Origin of the sequence: Halomonas sp. TP35, assembly GCF_052375975.1 — a bacterium.
Taxonomy (GTDB): Bacteria; Pseudomonadota; Gammaproteobacteria; order Pseudomonadales; family Halomonadaceae; genus Vreelandella; species Vreelandella citrativorans.
In genome coordinates this window covers 341503-364470 of sequence record NZ_JBQSUZ010000002.1, presented here as the reverse complement: position 1 = coordinate 364470, position 22968 = coordinate 341503, and the positions used below count along the sequence as shown (strand labels likewise).

At 54.0% G+C, this 22968-nt stretch carries 22 protein-coding genes; 18 read left to right on the top strand and 4 right to left on the bottom strand.

The annotated features are described in order from the left end of the window. Position 1: 1 nt before the first annotated feature. The 4 genes from ACT3RU_RS04375 to ACT3RU_RS04360 are packed head-to-tail and all read left to right on the top strand — an operon-like array spanning position 2 to position 2780. Complete coding sequence (locus ACT3RU_RS04375) at positions 2–544, top strand: MotA/TolQ/ExbB proton channel family protein (protein WP_087109245.1); 543 nt, start codon at positions 2–4, stop codon at positions 542–544. Then, a complete protein-coding gene (locus ACT3RU_RS04370; protein ID WP_087109244.1) occupies positions 537–944 on the top strand; it encodes an ExbD/TolR family protein in 408 nt (135 codons plus the stop codon). Before ACT3RU_RS04375 ends, ACT3RU_RS04370 begins: the two co-directional genes overlap by 8 nt. Further along, positions 941–1711, top strand: a complete 771-nt coding sequence (locus ACT3RU_RS04365; protein ID WP_483392513.1) for an energy transducer TonB — start codon at positions 941–943, stop codon at positions 1709–1711. Before ACT3RU_RS04370 ends, ACT3RU_RS04365 begins: the two co-directional genes overlap by 4 nt. A gap of 4 nt (positions 1712–1715) precedes the next feature. After that, positions 1716–2780, top strand: a complete 1065-nt coding sequence (locus ACT3RU_RS04360) for a tetratricopeptide repeat protein (RefSeq protein WP_483392512.1) — start codon at positions 1716–1718, stop codon at positions 2778–2780. Positions 2781–2910: 130 nt separating this feature from the next. On the opposite strand, the gene xthA is transcribed toward ACT3RU_RS04360, so the two are convergent. Further along, positions 2911–3744: an exodeoxyribonuclease III gene (xthA, locus tag ACT3RU_RS04355; RefSeq protein WP_483392511.1), complete on the bottom strand. Its 834-nt coding sequence runs from the start codon at positions 3742–3744 to the stop codon at positions 2911–2913. Then, positions 3744–3992 carry a hypothetical protein gene (locus ACT3RU_RS04350; RefSeq protein WP_087109236.1) on the bottom strand — a complete coding sequence of 83 codons (249 nt, stop codon included), beginning with the start codon at positions 3990–3992 and terminating at the stop codon, positions 3744–3746. Before ACT3RU_RS04350 ends, xthA begins: the two co-directional genes overlap by 1 nt. Before the next feature lie 145 nt (positions 3993–4137). On the opposite strand from ACT3RU_RS04350, the gene rhlB reads away from it, so the two are divergent. Then, positions 4138–5412 (top strand): ATP-dependent RNA helicase RhlB, encoded by a 1275-nt coding sequence (gene rhlB, locus ACT3RU_RS04345; RefSeq protein WP_087109235.1) that lies wholly within the window; start codon positions 4138–4140, stop codon positions 5410–5412. Positions 5413–5417: 5 nt separating this feature from the next. Next, entirely contained in the window at positions 5418–7547 is a 2130-nt protein-coding gene (dinG, locus tag ACT3RU_RS04340; RefSeq protein ID WP_483392510.1) for an ATP-dependent DNA helicase DinG, read from the top strand. Positions 7548–7614: 67 nt separating this feature from the next. Here dinG and ACT3RU_RS04335 read toward each other — a convergent pair whose 3' ends face one another. Continuing rightward, positions 7615–8691: a 3-deoxy-7-phosphoheptulonate synthase gene (locus tag ACT3RU_RS04335; RefSeq protein ID WP_483392509.1), complete on the bottom strand. Its 1077-nt coding sequence runs from the start codon at positions 8689–8691 to the stop codon at positions 7615–7617. 329 nt (positions 8692–9020) lie between these two features. Here ACT3RU_RS04335 and rpoE point away from each other — a divergent pair, with 329 nt between their 5' ends. The 12 genes from rpoE (at position 9021) to acpS (ending at position 20250) form a co-directional block, all read left to right on the top strand. Further along, positions 9021–9620 (top strand): RNA polymerase sigma factor RpoE, encoded by a 600-nt coding sequence (gene rpoE, locus ACT3RU_RS04330; protein WP_087109228.1) that lies wholly within the window; start codon positions 9021–9023, stop codon positions 9618–9620. A gap of 354 nt (positions 9621–9974) precedes the next feature. Then, complete coding sequence (locus ACT3RU_RS04325) at positions 9975–10709, top strand: sigma-E factor negative regulatory protein (protein ID WP_483392508.1); 735 nt, start codon at positions 9975–9977, stop codon at positions 10707–10709. Between the two features lie 265 nt (positions 10710–10974). Further along, positions 10975–11823 carry a MucB/RseB C-terminal domain-containing protein gene (locus ACT3RU_RS04320; RefSeq protein ID WP_483392507.1) on the top strand — a complete coding sequence of 283 codons (849 nt, stop codon included), beginning with the start codon at positions 10975–10977 and terminating at the stop codon, positions 11821–11823. 67 nt (positions 11824–11890) lie between these two features. Then, the gene (locus ACT3RU_RS04315; protein WP_483392506.1) at positions 11891–12337 is read left to right on the top strand and encodes a SoxR reducing system RseC family protein; all 447 of its coding nucleotides are present in this window, start codon (positions 11891–11893) and stop codon (positions 12335–12337) included. Between the two features lie 66 nt (positions 12338–12403). Further along, positions 12404–13819, top strand: coding sequence for a DegQ family serine endoprotease (locus ACT3RU_RS04310; RefSeq protein ID WP_087109221.1), 1416 nt, complete (start codon positions 12404–12406; stop codon positions 13817–13819). A gap of 194 nt (positions 13820–14013) precedes the next feature. Next, on the top strand, positions 14014–15831 hold the full coding sequence (gene lepA, locus ACT3RU_RS04305; RefSeq protein ID WP_192526394.1) for a translation elongation factor 4: 1818 nt from the start codon (positions 14014–14016) through the stop codon (positions 15829–15831). 14 nt (positions 15832–15845) lie between these two features. After that, positions 15846–16649, top strand: a complete 804-nt coding sequence (gene lepB, locus ACT3RU_RS04300; protein WP_192526395.1) for a signal peptidase I — start codon at positions 15846–15848, stop codon at positions 16647–16649. 65 nt (positions 16650–16714) lie between these two features. Next, positions 16715–17407 carry a ribonuclease III gene (rnc, locus tag ACT3RU_RS04295; RefSeq protein ID WP_087109215.1) on the top strand — a complete coding sequence of 231 codons (693 nt, stop codon included), beginning with the start codon at positions 16715–16717 and terminating at the stop codon, positions 17405–17407. Beyond that, positions 17404–18303 carry a GTPase Era gene (era, locus tag ACT3RU_RS04290; protein ID WP_087109213.1) on the top strand — a complete coding sequence of 300 codons (900 nt, stop codon included), beginning with the start codon at positions 17404–17406 and terminating at the stop codon, positions 18301–18303. The genes rnc and era overlap by 4 nt, the downstream gene beginning before the upstream one ends. An 8-nt stretch (positions 18304–18311) precedes the next feature. Continuing rightward, positions 18312–19004, top strand: a complete 693-nt coding sequence (gene recO / locus ACT3RU_RS04285) for a DNA repair protein RecO (RefSeq protein WP_087109211.1) — start codon at positions 18312–18314, stop codon at positions 19002–19004. Between the two features lie 34 nt (positions 19005–19038). Next, complete coding sequence (gene pdxJ, locus ACT3RU_RS04280) at positions 19039–19869, top strand: pyridoxine 5'-phosphate synthase (RefSeq protein ID WP_192526396.1); 831 nt, start codon at positions 19039–19041, stop codon at positions 19867–19869. A gap of 3 nt (positions 19870–19872) precedes the next feature. Further along, positions 19873–20250 (top strand): holo-ACP synthase, encoded by a 378-nt coding sequence (gene acpS / locus ACT3RU_RS04275; protein ID WP_087109207.1) that lies wholly within the window; start codon positions 19873–19875, stop codon positions 20248–20250. On the opposite strand, the gene ACT3RU_RS04270 is transcribed toward acpS, so the two are convergent. Further along, on the bottom strand, positions 20234–22954 hold the full coding sequence (locus tag ACT3RU_RS04270) for an ATP-binding protein (RefSeq protein WP_192526397.1): 2721 nt from the start codon (positions 22952–22954) through the stop codon (positions 20234–20236). The two genes, acpS and ACT3RU_RS04270, sit on opposite strands and share 17 nt — an antisense overlap. Positions 22955–22968 lie beyond the last annotated feature (14 nt).

The window sequence follows — 22968 nt, the reverse complement described above, 5'->3', positions numbered from 1 at the left end:
TATGCCCACGCTACCTCTCTGGCTTGAACCGGTAGAGCGGCTAGTCGATGCCGGTGGTGCGGTTCTGGTCGTACTGGCGTTGGTCGCGGTGCTGGTATTCGGTATGGCGATAGAGCGCTGGTGGTACTACCGCATTACCTGGCGTTCCGCCCGTCGGCAGTTGATTCGTCGCTGGGCGGAGCGCCGCGACCACCGTAGCTGGAGCGCGCGCACGCTACGCCACGTGTGGACAGAAGCATTGGTGGCCAAGCTTCGTCGTCCGCTACCCTGGTTAAAACTGCTGGTCGCGCTCTGCCCCTTACTAGGCCTGCTGGGTACTGTTACTGGCATGATTACCGTGTTTGATAGCCTCTCGATGAGTGACACGCATCAGGCGCGCGCGATGGCCGATGGTGTGGCGCGTGCAACGCTGCCAACGTTAACCGGCATGGCGATTGCGGTCGTGGGGCTTCTGTTTATTAGTCGTTTAGAGCACGTGATTCGTCGAGAAGATCAGCGGTTGCATGACCGGCTGGCACGTGCCTTGGAGGAGAATGATGCGTAGACGCCGTTCAATGGACGCAAACGCAGAAAGCAATGAAGTCAACCTGACGCCCATGCTCGATGTGGTGTTCATTATGCTGATCTTCTTTATCGTAACGACCAGCTTTATTAAAGAGAGCGGCATTGAAATTGAGCGCCCCGAATCCAGTGCGGCGAGTCCGCGTCCGGAAGCGCAGGTGCTGGTGGCTATTACGCCTGAAGGTGCTGTCTGGGTGGACGGTAAGCCAGTGGATATCCATCACGTAGGGCGGGAAGTGGCCGGTATGTTGACCGAGCAAGGGTCTGCTGTGATTCAGGCGGACCGGGCATCGACGACGGGGCTGCTCATTGAAGTTATGGATCGCCTGAAAGAGGCCGGGGTAGAGCAGGTGGCCGTCGCTGCGAGCCGGAGTGCGCCATGATGCGTCATGCGGTGTCCTTTCTGGTGGGAATTACGCTGGCAGTGGGTCTGTTTTGGCTGCTGGCGCTACTGGTAACGCCGCCAGAAAGTGAGCCTGAATCGCCGATAATGGCTATGACCATGAATATGGTGGAAGCGCCAGAAGTGGCGCCTGAGCAAGAGGCGCCAGTGCCGCAGCCTGTGCAAGCCACGCCTCAGCAGGCGCCGCCGCCCATGCCGACACCCGAGCCGCCTCCGGTAACCGATAGTGTTATTACGCTGCCTGATGTAGAGCTACCTGACGTGCCCGTCGAGCCGGTGGAGATGGATGATGAGCTGCCGGAGTTAACGGAAATAGCGCCCGAGCCTCAACCTGAGCCTCAGCCCGCACCGCAGCCGGAACCTGCACCTGAGCCATCCCCTGAGCCGCCGACGGAAGCAGCGCCAGTAGCGACGCCCACGGAGGCACCCGCTCAGCGTGAAGCGGCCCCAGTAGCCGAAGCGCCGCCTTCCAACGAGCCAGTAAGTGTCGGGCAGGTAGCGCCTACCAATCGTGTTAACCCCACTTATCCACCGCGCGCGCAGCGCAGAGGTATGGAAGGGTTCGTTGAGGTGGTATTTATTATTCGTCGCGATGGCAGCGTTGACCGGTCCTCCGTTCGAGTGACGGACTCTCAGCCACGGCGTGTATTTGATGATGCCGCCCAAGAGGCTATTGGGCAGTGGCAGTTTGCCAGCAGCCAGCAGATCCGGCGTGCCACACAGCGCATAGAGTTTCAATTGAGGTAGCGGTATGCAGCGTTTAGCGTGGATTCTAATATTCAGTGTTTGGGTCTCTGCCGCCCAGGCCGATGCGCCACTTCCAGGTGATGTCATTCGTGATTTAAAAGCGCAGCAGGAGCAGTTACAGAGCGGCGCATTTGAAGCGGTGGCTGAACGCGCCACCGCCCAGGCGAATCGATTGGCTGGAGGAAATGTTTCTGACCGTTGGGCTAGTGCGCTCTACCATCAGCTGGCGGCAAGCGCTTTGGCTCGCCAAGAAAAGCCTGCTCAGGCCGCTGATCATCTCGCATTGGCGCGTCAGACCAGCGGTGTGGATGCAGAGCAGGCAGCGCGTTGGCTGCGTGAAGAAGCGTCGCTGCGGCGTGTGGCGGGGCAAAATGAGCAGGCCATTGATTTATTGAGCGAATGGCTGGAGAGCGAGCAGGATACCGCCACGCTATGGCAGTTGGTGCGTTTGATGGCGCAAGAAGCGCAGTGGGATGCTGCCGCTGAGCGGCTGAATCAGGCCGTTGAGCAGACACAAGCGCTTGATGAGAGCCAGCAAGCACTGGCGCTTGCCATACTGCGCCATTCAGGGCAAAACGAGCAGGCGCTTGGCTGGTTGGTTGAGGGCCTGGGCCCTCAAAGCGATAGAGACGCGTGGCAGCAGGCAGCGGGGCTTGCCCAGCAGGCAGGCCAGCCAGGCGTTGCCGCTGGCTTGTGGGAAAGGGCGTGGCAGTTGGGCAAGCTGGAATCAAAGGATGACTTTTGGCTACTGATTCAGTTGCATCGAAGCGGAGGAACGCCTGCGCGGGCCGCTGAGCATGTGGAAAATGCCTTGGCGAAGGGGGAGCTTGAGCGAGATGAGCGCTCGTTACGCTTGCTCGCCACGTCCTGGCAGCAGGCCAGGCACGTCGACAATGCGCTAAGTGCCTGGCAAGCATTGGCTGAATATACCCAGGCGGCCAAGGACTGGCGCCAATATGGGCAGTTGGCTTATGCCTGGGGAAGTGAAGAGCAGGCCGAACAGGCACTTTCCAAGGCTGCTGAGTTGGGCGATGAAGAAGCCAGCCAATGGCTGGCTAATTTCAATTAACGTCAGAATGACTGAGAAGATTAACGTCCGGCGCGTAACTTACACAGAGGGGTTATGCAGAAGGGCTATGCAAAGGGCTCTGGCAAAGGGCTACGGCAAAGAGCTTGTGCAGAGGTTTTGTACAGAACAATTACGCTGAAGGACTGAGCGTAATCGCAAAATCGCTCCAGGTAGGCGCGTGGTCGGAGGGACGTTCCATGGCGCGCAGCTCATAATCGATCCCCGCTGCCTGAACGCAGCCGGCAAGCGGTTCTGTCACCAGAATATAGTCGATCCGTAGGCCACGTTTGGGCTCGCGATCAAAGCCTTTGGAACGATAATCAAACCAACTGAACCACTCATTGTTCTCTGGGTAGCAAAGGCGATAGCTGTCGGTTAGCCCCCAGGCTTTGATGCCCTCCAGCCATTCGCGCTCAATCGGCTGAAAACTTGCTTTGCCTTCACGCAGCCAGCGCTTGCGGCTCGCCTCGCCAATGCCGATATCCTGATCTTCAGGTGAAATGTTAAAATCACCCATAATCGCTAGACGCTCGTCCGCGCGGTAATGTTCGTTGAGCAGGCTTGTTAGTTGGCGGTAAAATTGCGCTTTATGGGGAAATTTCGTCGGATGGCTAACGTTTTCACCCTGTGGGAAGTAGCCGTTCCAAACGGTGACTGATTCGCCGTCGTTAGCCAGCAAGCGTACGCCAATCATGCGCCGCTGCGCTTCTTCGCCATCATCGGGAAAGCCATAAAAGATGTCCTGAGGCTTTTGGCGGCACATTAACGCCACCCCATAGTGACCTTTTTGCCCATGGTAATAAACGTGGTAGCCCATGGCCTCCACATCGGCCAAGGGGAACTCGCTGTCCTGTACTTTGGTTTCCTGCAGGCCTATAACGTCAGGCTGCTGGGTATCAATCAAGGCCTGCAACTGATGAAGCCGAGCGCGAATGCCGTTGATGTTGAAAGAAACCAACCGCATTACGATTTATCCTCTGGCGTGTGATCCGCCCCTTTGTCAGGATGGATGGCGATACTTTGTCCCTCCTGTTGGCGCGCTAGCTTGCGCACTGCCTGAAGTTTACGCTGCTGCTGCTTTTTGGCGACAAAACGGCGTGAAGAGGTCACCTGGTCGGGGTTATCATGGCGCCACTGTTTATAGTCTTTGCGGCGCCCGGTGCGAATCGTCACCTTGTCAGCCAAAGAACGTGTTTTTTTCTTACGCGTCATGTCGCGCTCCTTATGTCGAATTAAGCCATATTCTAACAGGCTCTGGCCTACCTTCGACAGCAGGACGCGCTCTTAGCGCCAACCCCTGATACAATACGCGCTTCGTGATGCCTAACATTCACAGTAATGGACAGATACATAGCCTATGAGCGAGTCGGAACAGACCATAGCATCGGCCCAGAACCGCAAGCCGAAACGTCGCCGTCGGAAACCGCGTCGCCGCCAGTCGAGCTGGGATCTTCGTCAGTTTCAGGTGCCTGCCGTGGCTGGCAAATGGCGCTTTCATGACTTTGATCTGCCGCTACCGTTGATGCGCGCCATTCATGCCCAAGGGTTTGAGTACTGCACACCGATCCAAGCTGAAGCGCTGCGTGCAACGCTGCTGGGTGGCGATATTGTTGGTAAAGCGCAAACCGGTACCGGCAAGACGGCTGCATTTTTGATCTCGGTAATGGCGTACTTCCTTGAAGAGCCTGCACCGGATGGTCAAAAGCCCGGTGCGCCGCGAGCCCTGATTATTGCGCCTACGCGTGAGTTGGCCCTGCAAATCGAAAAAGACGCCAAGGCGCTTGCTCGCTTTACGCAGTTGAACGTGGCCAGCGTTGTTGGTGGAATGGACTATCAAAAGCAGCGCGAAAGCCTGGGCAAAAAGATTGATATCCTGGTCGCAACGCCAGGCCGCTTGTTGGATTTCCATCAAAAGCGCGATATCGACCTTTCTGAAGTGGAAGTGCTGGTATTGGATGAAGCCGACCGTATGCTGTCGATGGGCTTTATTCCTGACGTGAAGCGTATTATTCGCTACACGCCGAAGACAGAAGAGCGCCAGACGTTCCTATTTTCTGCCACCTTTACAGACGATATTCTCAATCTGGCCAATCAGTGGACGGTTAACCCGGCCCACGTTGAGATTGAAGTCACGGTTGAAAACCAGGCGGATATTGACCAGCGTGTTTATCTTGTCTCGGACGACGATAAGCAGCGCCTGTTGGTAAACCTGCTTGAGCAAGAGAGCTTTGAGCGTGTGATGGTATTCGGTAATCGCCGCGATTTGGTTCGTAAGCTGGATGATCTGCTGAAAAAAGCCGGTATCAGTGCGGCCATGTTGTCGGGTGACGTACCGCAAAACCAGCGCATCACTACGCTTGAGCGTTTCCGCGAGGGTGAAATCCAAGTGCTGGTTGCCACGGATGTGGCAGGCCGCGGTATTCATATTGAAGACGTAAGCCACGTCATCAATTACACGCTGCCTGAAGACCCGGAAGACTATGTTCACCGTATTGGTCGTACCGGTCGTGCAGGCGCCAAAGGCGTTTCAATCAGCTTTGTGGGCGAAGAAGATGCCTTCTCATTGCCTGAGATCGAACGCTATATCAACGGCAAACTACCCTGCGAACATCCGCCGGAAGGTATGCTGTAAAGCACATGCTTGATGATGCCCTAAAAAGCGATATTCAGGACGCTTATCGTCGCGTGGTGGAAAAGCTTGAGCTGACTCCGCGCTACGGGCAGCGTCTGATGATTGCTGAGATTGCCCGCACGTTAGGGGATATCGAAAGCGATAGCGAAGGCAAGCGGACCAGTGACAGCCATGTCTGTGTGCTGGAGGCGGGCACCGGAACCGGCAAAACGCTGGCGTATCTGATCGCTGCATTACCTATTGCGAAAGCTCGTGGTAAGCGGTTGGTCATTTCGACCGCTACGGTTGCCTTGCAAGAGCAGGTGCTGAATCAGGACTTGCCCGCGCTTGCCAGCCATAGCGGCATCGCTTTTCGCTACGCGTTGGCAAAAGGTCGCGGCCGGTATGTCTGTGTGGCCAAGCTGGACCAGGTCATGGAAGGCGCTGAGCCTAACCCGACGCTTTCGCTATTCGAGCAGTCCCTGCAAACGGAAAGCAGCGATTTTACCGTGCTTGCCACTGATATGACGGACGCCTATGGGCAGGGGAATTGGGAGGGCGACCGCGATAACTGGCCCACCACCATTGATGATGCCCACTGGCGGCGGCTAACGGTAGACCACCGCCAATGCACCGGTAGGCGCTGTGGCCACTTTGGCGCCTGTGCCTTTTTTCGCTCGCGTCGTGATCTTGAGAATGCGGATGTCATCGTTGCTAACCATGACCTGGTGCTGGCAGATTTGGCACTGGGAGGTGGGGCTATTTTACCGGATCCTTCCGACTGCATTTTTGTATTTGATGAAGGTCATCACCTGCCTGATAAGGCGCTTTCGCATTTCGCCCACCGGTTTGCCGTACACGGCTGTGTGCGCTGGTTAAATACGCTTAAAAGCAGTTTGACCGACCTGAATCAGGCGTTGGCGGTGCAGCCCACCATCGCACGCCTACTGGCAAGCCTCCCCGAAGCTATTCATGGCCTGGAGCCTGTGCTGGGCGATGTGTTTAGCGTAGGGCACCAGTTGGCAGGGCGGCCCAATGGGCTGTCAGATGAAGAAAGCACACTGCAATCGCGGTTTGAAAAAGGCCAAGTGCCTGATGCGCTGCGTGAACAGGCGCAGCAGTTGTTGGTGATGTTTGCCACGCTCTCGCGTTGCCTGGAGAGTATCAGCGATATTCTGCGTGAAAGCCTTGATCCTGATAAGCAGACCGGGCTTGATCGCGAGCAAGCGGAAAGCTGGCTGCCACTGGTCGCGCTGTTGCATGGCCGCGCCTTGGAAGCCCACGCCTTATGGCAAGCGTTTAGTGAGCAGGATGCACCTAACGCCCCGCCGAGTGCTCGGTGGCTTACGCTAAGCCGGGTGGCGGGTGAGCCCGAGATTGAGTTTTCTGCAAGCCCAGTATCAGCGGCCCATACGCTTGCCAAGCATTTATGGGGGCGCTGCCATGGTGCAGTGGTCACCTCGGCAACGCTTACTGCACTGGGTCGATTTGAACGCATTCAGGAGCGCGCCGGGTTAGCTAATCGGTACCGCTACCAGGCGTTGCCCAGCCCGTTTGATTATGCCAATGCGGTGCTGCGTGTGCCAAAGGAGGCGACTGACCCTGGTGATCGCGATGCGCATGAAAATGCGATCGCTCAGTTTGTCACGCAGTTGACCGATAAAGAGGCGGCCCTGGTGCTGTTTTCTTCTCGTGCGCAGCTTCGCGCGGTAGAGAAAAGCCTGCCAGCGGCAATCAGAGAGCGGGTGCTTGCCCAGGATGCGCTGCCCAAAAGAGAGCTAATTGAGCGGCACCGCGCAGCGGTCGACAAGGGCAAAGGTAGTATTATTTTCGGACTAGCAAGCTTTGCCGAAGGAATCGATCTGCCTGGTGACTATTTGACCCATGTGGTGATTACTCGGTTGCCGTTTTCAGTGCCGGATGACCCGGTAGGGGCGACGCTTGCCGAATGGATCGAGAGCCAGGGCGGGAACTCTTTTATGCGCATTAGCGTGCCGGATGCCTCGATTAAACTGGTGCAGGCCTGTGGGCGGCTAATTCGTAAAGAGAGCGACCAGGGGGTGATTACCTTGCTGGACAAGCGCGTGATTACCCGGCGCTACGGTCAGGCGCTACTGGATGCTTTACCACCGTTCAGGCGCGAGATTCACCCATAAGCCACCCGCAATCATCTGAACCCCCGCTATGGCATACGCCATAGCGGGGCATGTGCATGCAGTCGGGTTACTGCGCAATGCGCTTGGCAAGTGCCGGTGCCAGCTTATCGTTCATGCGGGTAAACGTTTCAACCGTTGTATCCCAGTCGATGCAGGCATCAGTAATGGAAACGCCGTACTGCAGTTGGCTTAGGTCCGCAGGGACTTTTTGATTGCCCCAGCCGATATTGGATTCCACCATCAAGCCGATGATAGAGGTGTTGCCTTCAAGGATCTGGTTGGTCACGTTCTCCAATACCAACGGCTGCAAAGCCGCGTCTTTATTAGAGTTGGCGTGAGAACAGTCGATCATGATGTTGGCAGAAAGATTGGCTTTTTTAAGCTCTTTTTCGGCCAGCGTCACGCTAACACTGTCGTAATTGGGTTTGCCGTTACCGCCCCGTAGAACGACGTGGCCGTATGCGTTACCTCGGGTGCGAATAATGGCCACTTGACCGGCTGGGTTAATGCCCAGGAAATTATGCGGGCTCGCCACGGACTGCAGCGCATTGATGGCGACATCCAGGCTGCCATCGGTTCCGTTTTTGAAACCGACCGGCGAGGAGAGGCCTGAGGCCATTTCGCGGTGGGTTTGTGACTCAGTGGTACGTGCACCAATCGCTGACCAACTGATACAGTCTTGAAGGTATTGAGGCGAAATGGGGTCGAGTGCTTCGGTCGCCAGCGGCAAGCCAAGTTCCGCCAGGTCGACCAGCAGCTTGCGCGCAATATGCAGGCCTTCATCAATCTCAAAGGAGTCGTTGAGGTGCGGGTCGTTGATAAGGCCTTTCCAGCCGACTGTTGTGCGAGGCTTTTCAAAATACACGCGCATCACGATATAAAGACTATCGCTCACCTGGTCGGCCAGTTTGCGCAAGCGGCGGGCGTAATCCAGCGCTGCGTCTACATCGTGGATAGAGCAGGGGCCGACGACGACTAAAAGGCGTGGATCTTTACCATCCAGAATATTCTGAATGGTTTGACGCCCTTCGATGACCGTACGTTCAGCTGTGTCGGTAAGAGGAACCGCCTGCTTGAGCGCGTCGGGTGTGGTGAGGACATCCTGGGCGAGGACGTTAAGGTTATGAACCTGTTGTTCTGACATCTAGCTACCTATGCGTGCGTAGTGAGCGAAAAATAACGCCTACTATGGCGTGTCAGGGTGGTAAAAATCAATTCTTGAGGAACTTGAAAGCGTTGAGCAGTGTCAGCTTCAAGATTTTGCAAGTAGTGTGTAAGCGCTTGATGCCTCGTACAGAACGCGTAACACTTAACGTTATGAACCATAAACACAGCGGCATATTGGTCGCCGCTGTCATCATTGTCATTAATTAATGCCCAAGGGACGCTATGCTGCTTGCTGTGAAGGCCCGATCAAAAGGGGTGACAGAAATAGGGCTCGACGCATGTCGTACGAGCTGGAGGGGCGTGTGAATGGGCACTCGGGAAACGGATCAACAGCTTGTCGAACGTGCCCAGAAAGGCGATACGCGCGCGTTTGATCTGCTGGTAAAAAAATACCAGCATAAAATTATTGGTTTGATCGGCCGCTACGTGCACGACCACTCTGAGGTCCAGGATGTGGCCCAGGAAGCGTTTATCAAAGCCTATCGAGCGCTCGGTAAGTTTCGTGCTGAAAGTGCTTTTTATACCTGGATGTACCGTATTGCTATCAATACGGCTAAAAACCACTTGGTGTCTCGGGGCCGACGGCCACCTGGTAGCGACCTGGACATCGTGGATGCAGAGCTTGTCGATCAGAGCGGCCGACTGGCCGATGCCGAGTCGCCAGAAGCCGCTATCGCACGTGATCAACTTGAAGCCGCCGTTTATGAGGCGATTGAAAAGCTGCCGGACGATCTACGTACGGCGATTACGCTGCGCGAACTGGATGGTCTTGCCTATGAAGACATTGCTCAGATAATGCAGTGTCCAGTGGGGACTGTGCGTTCGCGGATTTTTCGCGCGCGTGAAGCGGTGGATGAACACATTCGACCGTTAGTGACGACCGCACGGAACAGTCGCGATGAATAGTGGTCGATAGAACTGAATAAACACAGTGCTGCTGGAAGTTGCAGGTAGAAGTTGCAGGTAACGGTCAGGACACAGAAAATTACGTTTTTCCTTTTTTTGTGAACTGTCTGGCAGGTAAAGCGTCATACACACCAGCTGCTTCCGTTAAACGGATGAGAACAAGCAGCCGTGACGCTCTAGCTACCATGTCGCATCGAGCGGCTGATGTACCGAAGAATGAGGCAACATGATGCGAGGTGCATTGCACTAAGCGAGTTGTTATCAGATCTTGGCCAGTGGAGTTGTTACAGCGGTCGCTGCTTATTTGCCGTGCTGCGGTAAGGCTTCATTTAACACAGTGTGAGGGTGTGAAGTATGAGTCAAAACACACGGGAATCGCTTTCAGCGTTAATGGATAGCGAAAGTGATGAGCTGGAACTACGCCGAGTGTTGAAGGCACTGCCAAATGATGCTGATGCGGCAGATACGTGGCGACGTTACCACTTGGCTCGTAGCATGATGCAGCGTGAGCGGAGTGTTGATGTGAGTGCCGACCTTTCCGCCGGTATTATGGCGCGTTTACAGGATGAACCTGCTCCGATGATGGCTGACGCCCCAGCGTCAACTCCTGCTCGGTCAAGTAACATCTCTTTTGCTCGCGGCGCCGGTGTTGCGGCAGCAGTATCGCTTATGGTGATTACTGGTGTTCAGTTCTTTGGTGCTGACGGTGAAAGTATTGAACCCGGCAACACTATTGCGGCAACGTCCTCGACGGGAGGAGGCGCAGCGGGTCAGGTTCAGCCTGTCAACCTTGCCGCCTCGCAGCCAGCATCAATGACCTCTGCTGGTATGCCGATGTTTGAACCAACGCCTTTTCGGGTTAATGGTCAAGCGCAAAACGGGCTAATGAACGTAAGCGAGACGGGTTTCGCTTCAGCCGCCGTGGCTCAAAGTGCTCCCGCGCAGCAAGTTAACACTATTGATGTTGATCAGATTAGGCTTCTGCAGTCGTATCTAGAGCAGCATTCTCAGGGCGCCGCTTATGGCAATGGCGACAGCTGGATGCCGTTGATGCGTTCTTCTGTCACTGAACCGCTAGGCCAACGCTAACACGTTATTACAATGTTTCCTGAGTGTGGTACCTGAATACGAGTTTTAAACGCGTATTCGTAAAACCAAGGCTCGGGAGCATGCCTTAATCTCTAGATAGGCATTTGAAAGATTGTACGTAATAGCAGGCTAAGAGTGGCTACCGATAGATAAGGGAATACCCCGGATGATGGTGACCTGGCGAAACAGGTGGGTGGCTTCTGCTGCGTTATTGAGCATTAGCCTGTTGCCTTTACAGCTATATGCACAAACTGATGAACCTGACATGTGTGCGGATGCGCCCTCTGAAAATGCATCTGGCAATGTTCAGCTGTGGCTGGAAAGAAGTTTACAAGCGAGCCATTGTTATACTTTTCAAGCACGGGCTGTTGCGATTAATGCCATTGATGTGCGCACGCTAGCGCTTTCACATCGCATTCAGGATGGTATTCGCCAGCAAGTTGTTCAGTTGCTTGATGGTCCCTCTATAAGCGTCGAACGCCGCTCTCGGGTAGGGCAGCTGGCTTGGTCAGCAGAGAGTAAAAACGGTGCATTTCCTTCCCTGGAAGGGTGGGTTGAGCACACTTCTCGTTTTTATGATATTTCACTGGATGAAGACGTCCGAGTCGCTGGGCGCGAGGCAGCAACGCTTCGATTTGAGCCGCACGACCAGCAGCGCTATACCCATGAGTGGTGGTTGGATAATACAACCGGCTTATTGTTAAAACACGTGTTAAGTGATTCAACGGGTCGTATTTTAGAAACCTTTCAAATAACACAATTAAATGAGCCCGAGCGCTATACAGGTCCGGTTGTCATTGATGCGTTGCCCGTCAGCACAGAGCCCGCTTGGCAGCCTTCATGGCTGCCCGAAGGCTTTGTCGCTCAGCCGACATTCTCCCAGGATGACGACGCGCATCAGCGTTTGTATAGCGACGGTTTGGCCACCATTAGCATTTTTGCCGAGCCTCAAGCGGGGCCGCAAGAGTTGAATCGCGGCGTCCATCAAATTGGTGTTTCGTCGATAGCGGTTGACGAATATGCTGAAGGCGAGCAGTACTGGCAGCTAGTCGGTATTGGTGAAGTTCCCCCTTCAATGCTTCAGCGTATTGTTCAATCGGTTGAGTTTGACTAAATTTTCTTATTTACATTGTGCGCATGTTCTCCAGCTCAATCAGTTCAGCCAAGGTGTTAGTGCGTTGATGAAATCTGAAGGTGATGCCTTGCTGCGCACCGGTCGCGTTGTTGGCTACACCCCGCGTGGGCTGTTAGTTGATGTGTCGGTGAAAGAGAGCTGTCAGCAGTGTGCCCAGGGTCGTGGATGTGGCATGGGCGTATTGGCGCGTCAGCAGCGCCAGCGTATCGAAGTAAAAACCTCTTATGCTTCCTCTCAACTTTGCGAGCACTACCCGCTTGGCACAAGCGTAACGCTTACTCTTGGTCGTTCTGATATTACCCTGTTAGCCTTGCTTGTCTATGCGCTGCCGCTATTGGTTGCGCTACTGTTATCAGGAGGGGTTGCAGCGTTAGACGGGGCTGTGTGGTGGGCACCTGCCAGTTTTTTTATGACGCTGTTCGTTGGATGTGTGATTTTAAAAAAATTGATTAGCGGGCGAACGGAACGCTTTCGCCCTCAATTGGTCAGTTAGGCGTCCTGCATCTCATGGTGAGTTGCACTTCCTTCGTTTGATGTCTGCTTTATTAGGAGCTCTTACATGAAGCGCTTGGTTCTTCCTTCCGCATTATGGCTATGGTTAGTTACATTATTGATGATAGGCCAAAATGCCTATGCCTATAATTTACCCGATTTCACTGAATTGGTTGAAGAGGCTGCGCCAGGCGTTGTCAATATTTCAACCAGCCGTACCGTGCAACGCAGCAGCGGCCCTTCAATGGGTGGGTTCGGCGGGCAAGAGATACCTGAAATTTTCCGGCATTTTTTTGGTGATAGTTTTCCCACGCCGCCAGGCAGTGGCGGACAAGGACGTAGTGAAGAGCGTCAGTCGCTGGGGTCTGGGTTCGTGATTAGCGATGATGGCTATATCATGACTAACGCCCACGTTGTACAGGATGCTGATGAGATATTGGTGCGCTTGAATGACCGTCGAGAGCTCTCCGCTGAGTTGATCGGCAGCGATGCTCAGACCGACGTTGCACTTTTGAAAATTGATGCTTCTGAATTACCGGTCTTGAATCTTGGCAATTCTGACGATCTTAAAGTGGGTGAGTGGGTGGCCGCGATTGGCTCTCCGTTTGGGTTTGATCACTCAGTCACTGCAGGCATTATCAGCGCGATTAATCGCACATTGCCGCGTGATGCCTACGTTCCCTTTATTCAAACGGATGTGGCGATCAACCCAGGTAATTCCGGTGGGCCGCTGTTTAATCTTGACGGAGAAGTCGTCGGGATTAACTCGCAAATCTTTACCCGTAGCGGCGGCTTTATGGGGCTTTCATTTGCGATTCCCATTAATGTCGCCATGGACGTTGCTGATCAACTGCGTGAAGAGGGACGCGTTGATCGTGGTTGGCTAGGCGTCATGATTCAACCTGTATCTCAAGATTTGGCCGAATCCTTTGGTATGGAAAACGCAAGTGGGGCCCTCATTGCTGACCTTGACCCGGAAGGCCCTGCAGCGCAAGGCGGCTTACGCGCTGGTGACGTGATTACAGGTGTCAATGGCGAAGAGGTTGATCGCTCAAGCACACTACCGCGTTTAATTGGTCGTGTTGCTCCTGGAAGTGATGTGGAGCTTACCTTAATGCGCGATGGCGAAGAGGTAACGGAGACGGTAGCGCTGGGTCATTGGCCCGATTCCGAAACAGCCTCACAGGGTGATGAAAGCAACAATCAGGTGCGTTTGGGGATTTCGGTTGCCGAGTTGGATGACGCGATGCGTGAGCGCTTGAATATTGAGGGGGGCGTTGAAGTGCGTCAGATGGAGCCTGATAGCGTTGCCGCTCAGGCGGGCCTCCACGTTGGCGATGTGCTGGTAAGTGTTGATCACCGCAGCGTGTCTTCTCCGGATGAGTTGTTAGACATTGTTGAACAGCTACCAAGTGATCGGGCAATTCCAGTGCGTGTTTACCGTGAGGGTCGCTCACTGTTTTTAGCTTTACGCCTGGAATAATCCCTTCTCTGCCTACCCAGTCCGGCGGTTCTCGCCGGACTGCTGTTCCTATCCCGCACATATCGCTACAATAGCGCTTATCTTTTTAACGGAAATAGGCAAAGTGGCCAACATGCCAGCTGTTTTCGGGCTTTAAACTCTCGAGGCGGCTGGTAATAAAGCCGCTTACGTACCACTAAGGCAGACCACTCTCGATGTCCCACGACGTTTCTAGCAGTAATTTAAAGAATATAAGAAACTTCTCAATTATCGCTCATATCGATCACGGGAAATCAACGCTCTCTGATCGCTTGATCCAAACCTGCGGTGGATTGACCCAGCGCGAGCTTAAAGAGCAAGTGCTCGACTCCATGGACATTGAGCGCGAGCGTGGTATCACCATTAAAGCGCAGTCGGTGACGCTCGATTACACTGCGGCCGATGGCGAGGTGTATCAGCTTAATTTCATCGATACGCCAGGCCACGTGGATTTCTCCTACGAAGTATCGCGCTCGCTGTATGCCTGCGAAGGGGCGCTGCTGGTCGTAGATGCGGGCCAAGGGGTTGAGGCGCAGTCGGTGGCTAACTGCTATACCGCCATTGAGCAGGGTCTGGAAGTATTACCCGTCCTCAATAAAATCGATTTACCCCAGGCCGACCCGGACAAGGTAGCGCAAGAGATTGAGGAGATCATTGGTCTCGACGCCACTGACGCCTGCCAGGTGTCCGCCAAAAGCGGTATTGGCATTGATGGACTGCTTGAACGTTTAGTGCGTGATATTCCGCCGCCCAAAGGTGACCGGAATGCGCCTCTGCAAGCACTGATCATTGACTCCTGGTTTGATAACTATCTAGGCGTTGTCTCGCTGGTGCGCTTGTTTGATGGCACGCTGCGCAAGGGCGACAAGATCCGAATCAAGTCAACGGGCCGCGACTGGAACGCCACTGAAGTGGGCATTTTTACTCCGTTGCGCAAAGAGACCAATATCCTGCGTGCGGGTGAAGTGGGCTTTATTGTCGCAGGTATTAAAGAGATTCACGGTGCGCCGGTGGGTGACACTATCACGCATACCAAAACGCCCGACGTGCCGCGTCTGCCTGGTTTTCAGAAGGTGAAGCCTCAGGTGTATGCCGGCATGTTCCCCGTCAGTGCTGATGACTACGAAGACTTTCGAGATGCGCTTGAAAAGCTCGCGCTTAACGATGCCTCTTTAGAGTATGAACCGGAAAACTCGGATGCCCTGGGCTTTGGTTTTCGCGTAGGTTTCCTGGGCACGCTCCACATGGAAATTATCCAGGAGCGGCTTGAGCGCGAATACGATATTGATCTGATTACCACCGCACCTACCGTGGTATACGAGCTTGCGATGAAAAATGGTGACGTTACTTACGTCTCCAACCCCTCCAAACTGCCGGATATGGCAGACGTGGATGAGATGCGTGAGCCCATCGTGCGGGCCAGTATTTTGGTGCCTCAGGAGTTTGTGGGTAACGTCATTACCGAGTGTGAGCAGCGCCGCGGCACCCAGAAAGACATGCAGTTCCTGGGTAACCAGATTCAGTTAGCCTATGAGTTGCCGATGTCGGAAGTGGTCATGGACTTCTTCGACCGCCTGAAATCCATCTCCCGCGGTTACGCGTCGCTTGAGTACAATTTCGAGCGTTTCGAAGAGGCCAAACTGGTGCGCCTGGACGTGCTGATCAATAGCGAAAAGGTCGATGCCCTCGCGGTGATCATCCATCGTGATCATGCTCATAGCCGCGGCCGGCTGCTGGTCGAAAAAATGAAAGAGCTGATTCCGCGCCAGATGTTTGACGTGGCCATTCAGGCCGCTATCGGTGGTCAGGTAGTGGCGCGCTCTACCGTAAAAGCCCTGCGTAAAAACGTAACGGCAAAATGTTATGGCGGTGATGTAAGCCGTAAGAAAAAACTGCTGGAAAAACAGAAAGCCGGTAAAAAACGGATGAAGCAGGTGGGGCGCGTTGAAATTCCCCAGGATGCCTTCCTCGCTGTGCTCAAGGTTAACGACTAGGGAAGGTTTTCTTTATGGATTTTTCATTACTGCTGGTACTGGCCGTTGTAATTTCAGGGGTCGTTTATTTTATCGATGTGATTTGGTTGCGGCCTAAGCGTCGTGAGCGGTTGGCGAAAGCAGAGGAAGCCGCTGCTGGGAACCTTGACGCACCAACACAGGAAAAACTTTTAAAAGAGCCTTGGCCGGTCGATTATGCGCGCTCTTTTTTCCCGGTACTTCTGGTGGTATTGGTAGTACGCAGTTTTATTGTCGAACCGTTTCAAATTCCATCGGGTTCAATGCGGCCCACGCTTGAAGTAGGCGATTTTATCCTGGTGAACAAGTTTGCCTACGGCTTGCGTTTGCCGGTGGTTCACAACCGTATTTTGGAGGTTGGTGAGCCTGAGCGTGGCGATGTGATGGTGTTTCGCTTCCCGGATGAGCCATCGGTCAACTTTATCAAACGGGTGGTAGGCCTTCCGGGCGACCGTATTCGCTACGAAGATAAGCAGCTTTATGTGAACGGCGACCTGGTCACTAAAACGTTATTGGAAGAAGGCCCCGATGCCTCGCCACAAGAGCTATTATTAGAAGAGCAGTTGGGTAGCGTGCGCCATACTATCTACAACAACCCCCGCGACCCAGGACCGCAAATGCGCGAAGTTGAAGTGCCTGAAGGTCACTACTTCATGATGGGCGATAATCGCGATCACTCCAACGATAGCCGTTACTGGGGGTTTGTACCGGAAGAGAATATCGTGGGTCGTGCATTTGCTGTTTGGATGCATTGGGACGGCGGGTTGCCCAGCTTTAATACGGTGCGACGGATTGAATGAATAAGTTTATGTCAGCCTTGGTTAGTCATGTCACTAATAGTTAACGTCAATGACGTAGGAGCCTTGTGAGTAATCCTTTAAACGCTTTTTGCCGACGAATCGGCCATACCTTTGGCGACGAAACGCTCTTGGAACTGGCCATGACGCACCGAAGCTACGGTGGTCGTAACAATGAGCGCCTGGAGTTTCTGGGTGATTCAATTGTTAATTTCGTTATCGCAGAAGCCTTGTTTCAACGTTTTCCTCAGGCGCGGGAAGGGCAGTTATCGCGCCTTCGCGCGCGTTTGGTGAAAGGCCAAACGCTTGCTGAGCTCGCCCGTGAAATGACCTTTGGCGAATGCTTGCGCTTGGGGTCTGGGGAAATGAAAAGCGGAGGGCATCGCCGTGAGTCGATTCTCGCCGATGCGGTTGAAGCGATAATTGGTGCCATTTACCTGGACGCCGGTATGGACGTTGTCCGGGAGCGCGTGCTGTCCTGGTACGCCGAGCGTCTAGAGAATATCTCGTTACAAGATACCCAGAAAGACCCTAAAACACGCTTACAAGAGTTTTTGCAGTCGCGTCAGTCAGCGCTGCCGCGCTATGAAGTGGTCTCTGTAAAGGGCGAGGCGCATGCCCAGACCTTTACCGTGGAGTGCTACATTGAGCTACTAAGCAAGCATACCACCGGTAAAGGCCCTAGCCGCCGCCATGCTGAACAGCAAGCGGCAGAAGAAGCGCTTTCGTACCTTGAGAAAAAACCAGGAGACAAATCATGAGCCAATCCTGCGGCTTTGTGGCCATTGTTGGACGGCCTAACGTAGGCAAATCAACCCTCATGAATCGTATTCTGGGGCAAAAAATCTCAATTACCTCTCGGCGTCCGCAAACCACGCGCCATCAGGTAATGGGTATTAAGACGGTTGAAGATACGCAGTTTATTTACGTGGATACACCGGGCATGCACATCATGTCCAAAGACCGTAATAAAGCCATCAACCGCTTTATGAACCAGGCGGCTACCCAAGCACTTCGTGATGTTGACTGTGTGGTCTTTATTATTGATCGTACCCGCTGGACTGACGAAGACCAGGCGGTACTCAAACGTCTTGAGCATGTTAAGGCACCGGTTATTCTCGCCGTCAATAAAGTGGATCGTCTACAGGATAAGGGCGATTTGCTTCCCTGGCTTGCTGAAGTGGGTGCGCGGCGTGAGTTTGCAGCCGTTGTGCCCATTTCAGCCAAGCATGGCACTCAGGTAGAAACGTTGGAAGAGGAAGTGGCTAAATACCTGCCAGAAAGCGTTCACTTCTTCCCAGAAGACCAGATTACCGACAAGAGCCTGCGCTTTATGGCCGCTGAGCTGGTGCGTGAAAAAGTCATGCGTCAGTTGGGTGACGAGTTGCCCTACCAGATGACCGTTGAGATCGAAGAGTTCCGCGAAACCGAGCGCATCACGCATATCAGCGCGCTGATTCTGGTGGAACGCCAAGGGCAGAAAGTCATCCTGATCGGCGAAAACGGTGACCGAATCAAGAGCATTGGCCGCGAGGCGCGCCTGGATATGGAGCGCGCGCTGGGCACCAAGGTCATGCTGAATATGTGGGTAAAAGTGAAGCGCGGTTGGTCCGATGACGAGCGTGCCCTGAAAAGCTTGGGTTACGACCTCGATTGAGTGTCGCAATGTCAGCGGAGCCCGCTTTTTTACTGCACCGCAAGCCCTACCGTGAAACCAGTGCATTAGTCGATTTGCTGACGCTTAATAATGGCCGTATCCGCGCCGTTGCCCACGGAGGGCAGCGGCCGGGGTCCAAATCGCGTCAACGACTACAGCCGTTTACGCCACTGTTTGTTAGCTGGCGCGGCGAACGCGATTTGAAACGACTAACATTGATGGAGTCGCGTGGACAAACGGCATTACTGGCAGGAGAGGGCCTTCTATGCGGTCTTTACGCGAATGAAATCGCCACCCGGCTGCTGCCGCTAGAACTCGCTGCGCCCGATGTTTTTGCCTTCTATACGGCGTTGCTTGAAGCGCTTCCAATGCCTTCCGAGCGCGCTCTTGCCTTGCGGCGGTATGAATGGGCGTTGTTGGATGCGCTTGAAGCTACCCCGCGCTTTTGCACGCCAGATAATAATGTGCTGGACCCGCAAGCCCGCTATCGGTTTGATGCACAAAGCCGTGCTTTTCTTCCCGCAGAGCAGGGGCTTGAAGGGCGCGCATTGCGTTATATTGAGCAGGGTGACTGGCAGCATACGGGGCTCGCGAGCGTTCTTAAATCGGTCATGCGGGCGGCTCTGGCACCGCATTTGGGGTCTACTGCGCTGCGCTCCCGGGAGCTAATGATGGCATTGGCCCGCCGGCGACAGCCATAGTTCATGCTTATGATTTTTTGGAATGGAGATAGTTATGCATCCTCCGCGCATTCTACTGGGCGTTAATATCGACCATATCGCCACGCTGCGTCAGGCACGTGGTACCCGCTATCCGGACCCGGTACAGGCTGCCTTGTTGGCTGAAGAAGCGGGCGCAGATGGCATTACGGTGCATTTACGCGAAGACCGCCGTCATATACAGCTTCGCGATGTCAGGCTGTTGGCGGAAGTGTTAAATACCCGCATGAATTTAGAGATGGCGGTGACCGAAGATATGCTGGCGCTGGCTGAAGAGGTGCGCCCAGCACATGTATGCTTGGTACCAGAAAAGCGTGAAGAACTCACCACAGAGGGCGGGCTGGATGTGGTCGGTGGTTTTGAGGCGATTGCCAAAGCATGTGAGCGGCTTAAAAACGCAGGCTGCGATGTATCGCTGTTTATCGACCCTGACGAAGCACAAATCGATGCGGCTCATCGCGCTGGTGCCCCAACGATTGAGCTTCATACCGGTGCTTATGCAGAAGAGAAGCTGGGGAGTGACGCCGCAAATGCTGAGTATCAGCGCTTAACCGCCGCAGCGATGCAGGCCGTTTCCCTAGGGCTGGTGGTTAATGCTGGGCATGGACTTCATTACCATAATGCAGAAGCAATAGCCGCACTGCCTGGGGTGAATGAGCTGAATATCGGTCACGCAATTATTGCTCGGGCGCTGTTTGTTGGCCTCAAAGAGGCTGTTCAGGAAATGAAGCGCCTTATTATTGCAGGCCAGGAAGCGGGGTTGATGGCGGCTTTAGATGCTCACGATCATGAACATGACCATGCAGATGAGCATACGCATGGTCATCATGACTGCTGTGGTCACTAACACATGATTGTGGGGATTGGCTCTGATATTGCCCGGGTAGCGCGTTTTACCCGGGCAGTTGAGCGTCATGGGTCACGTTTTGCTCAGCGTATTTTGGGAACTGACGAATACGCGATATGGCAGCAAAAAGGCGAACCGGTGGCTTACTTGGCGAAAAGATTTGCCGCCAAAGAAGCGTTTGTAAAAGCACTAGGGCTTGGCCTTCGAGGCGGCATGCAGTGGGGGGATATCCAAGTGGTTAATGACCACCTGGGGAAGCCCTTTTTACAGTTGAGTCGTGAGGCCAAGCGGCTAATGCAGGCATCCGGTGCGACGACCAGCCATATCACGCTAAGTGATGAAGCGGAGTACGCAGTTGCCTTTGTCATTCTGGAGCGTTAGGCCCACGGGCCAGCTTGCTTCGATGAGTACGCAAGCGTGCCATTGCGGTGTACAACGCTTCCAGGAGGCTGCCCACATGACTGAGCCCGCTGGTGCGTAACCGCGTCTCAAGGGTTTCTACCAATAGGGCTAGTTCAGGTGCGCCGCAGTAACGGCTTGCTCCATTGAGCCCATGTACCCAGTCAAGCAGCATCGCCAGGTTTTTCTGGGCATAGGCGGCACGCATTTGCGTTTCTGTTTCATCCAGGCTGTCAATCAGGCGTATAAGCTGTGCATAGGCAACGCTCTCTTTACCGCCCGCAAGCTTTGTGCCCATGGTTAAATCGACGGCCGCGAGTGCCTCACTGGGAAATTCAGTAGTGCCTTTTCGTTGCAAGGCAGTCGCTGATGTAACGCTAGGCAGAGAAGGGGTTACGGCCAAAAAACGCAGCAACAATTGTTGTAGCTGCGCCTCATCAACAGGCTTTATCAGTACATCATCCAGCCCAGCCGCCAGCCACTGCTGACGTTCGCTGCTTAAGGCATGAGCGGTTACCGCAATAATAGGGCAGCGTGACCAGTGATTATTGATACGGCGCAGCGCTTGGCTGGTTTCAACGCCGTCCATACTCGGCATACGAATATCCATTAGCACCATGTCAGCCGTGTAATTAACTGCCAAGGCAAGCGCTTCATGCCCACTATCGGCAAGCGTAATACGTAGCTGATCCGTTTCAAGCAGCGCCTTAAGCAACTCACGGTTGGAGGCATTGTCATCAACGATCAAAATATCAATGACGGAAGCGTCCGTTGGCGGAGGCGCTTTTGATTGAGCGGACGCTATCTCTTGATCTGCGGGCTGCAGCAAATGGCGCAATGTCGTGACCAACTGGGCTCGAGTGAAAGGTTTGCAGAGCATTTCCCCACCATGAGGAAGCTCCCAAGGCGGTAAGTCATAGCTGGTGGTATTTGCCAGAATCAATACGGGGCAGGCGGCTTGATCAATCAAATCTCGCCAGTAGTCTCTCTTCTCTATTTCGAACTCATCTTGATCCAGGCATAACATCAGCAGATCTTCGGGTTCATTAGCGGTAAAGGCGACGGGGGTAGCCCCCCAGCGCTCTAGCAAGTACTCAAGCGTATTGCGAGTAGGCGTATGGGTTTCATAAAGACGTACGACCGGGCTTTTCAGAGTAAGCTCTGCGGGGCGTTCGCCGCTTTGGTTAGCCAATAGTGGAAGGGTAAATGAGAACGTTGAGCCGTGGCCTACCTCGCTTTCCACGCTGATAGTGCCGCCCATTCGCTCAATCAACTGGCGACAAATCGATAAGCCCAGCCCGCTACCGCCAAATTGGCGTGAATGGCTGGGTTTTGCTTGGGAAAAGGCGCTAAAAAGCTGTTTTTGATGCTCTTCACTCAAACCAATGCCGCTATCACTAATACTGATACGCAGTACCACGTGCTGACCTTCCTGGGTGTCGAGCATCACACGAACAATAACGTCGCCTTCGTGGGTAAACTTGAGTGCATTGCCGATCAGGTTACTAAGCACCTGATGAATACGCAGCGGGTCGCCGCTAAGCGGCGTAGGCACATCATCGTAAATCATTGCCACCAAGTGCAGGTGTTTACGTTGCGCCTCAGGCGCATGCAAGCCAATCACTTCATCCAAAAGCGAGACAATATCAATGTCGACTTCTTCAAGTGTGAGGCGATTTGCTTCAAGTTTGGAAAAATCGAGCACGTCATTGACGAGCATTAGCAGGTTGTCACAGGCACGGTGAACGTGCTCTAACCACCCCTGTTGGCGGTTATCCAACCTGGAGCGGCCCAGTAACCGGCAAAAACCGATAATGCCATTGAGTGGTGTGCGTATCTCATGACTCATATTGGCTAAAAATTCGGATTTAACGGCATTAGCACGAAGCGCGCTGCGGTGGGCCAGGTCGAGCTTGATATTTTGCTCTTCAATGGTTTCCATTGATTCCTGCAATTCGCTGGTCGCCTGCTCAATCTGGGTCTGCATATCGCGCTGCGACTGCTGAAAGTGCTCAGCCAAGCTATTCACATGAACGGCTAGTTGGCGAAGTTCGCTTGGTCGTGCAGGCGTTAACTGCAGCCGATAGTCGCCACGAGATAAGCGATATAAGGCCTGGTTAGCTTCCTCAATAGGCCGGGAAATATACCGACTAACAGCAAAGGCACCCAGAAAAAGCAGTAGCCCTAACAGCATGCCGCCCAGGCTTAAACTGGCCAACAGTTTGTAGCGTTCAAGCGTCAAGGGGCGGGCGTTTGCCTCGGCTTCAAGCCAGCCCACCCCTGTCGGGTTCATGTTGGGGAGCGCGCTATCAAGAGGGACTAGAAGTCGCCAAATATGCTCTTCTTCTTCTATCAGGGGGGCACTGGGCGCTGTTAAACGTAGATGAGGTGGGGTGGAGCGGCCTAGCACGAACAAACGGTTACCTTGCTCATCAAAGAGGCTGACAGAACTAAGCCCATAACGGTCCAGCAGCCGTCGAGAAAGCCTTTCCATACGCTGGAAGTCTGCGTCTACCATGGCGAGCTGGAAACTTGGGGTTAATAGCTCACCGGCATCTTTAAGTCGCTCGTGAAGCGCAGCACGTTCAGCCGTATCACTTTGTACCATGAGCAAAATAGCCATCATGGCGTACACCAGAAGCGGAAAGCCGAGTAGCGCGAACAGCAAACGTGTGTTTAAAGACATGGAAGAAACTCGTT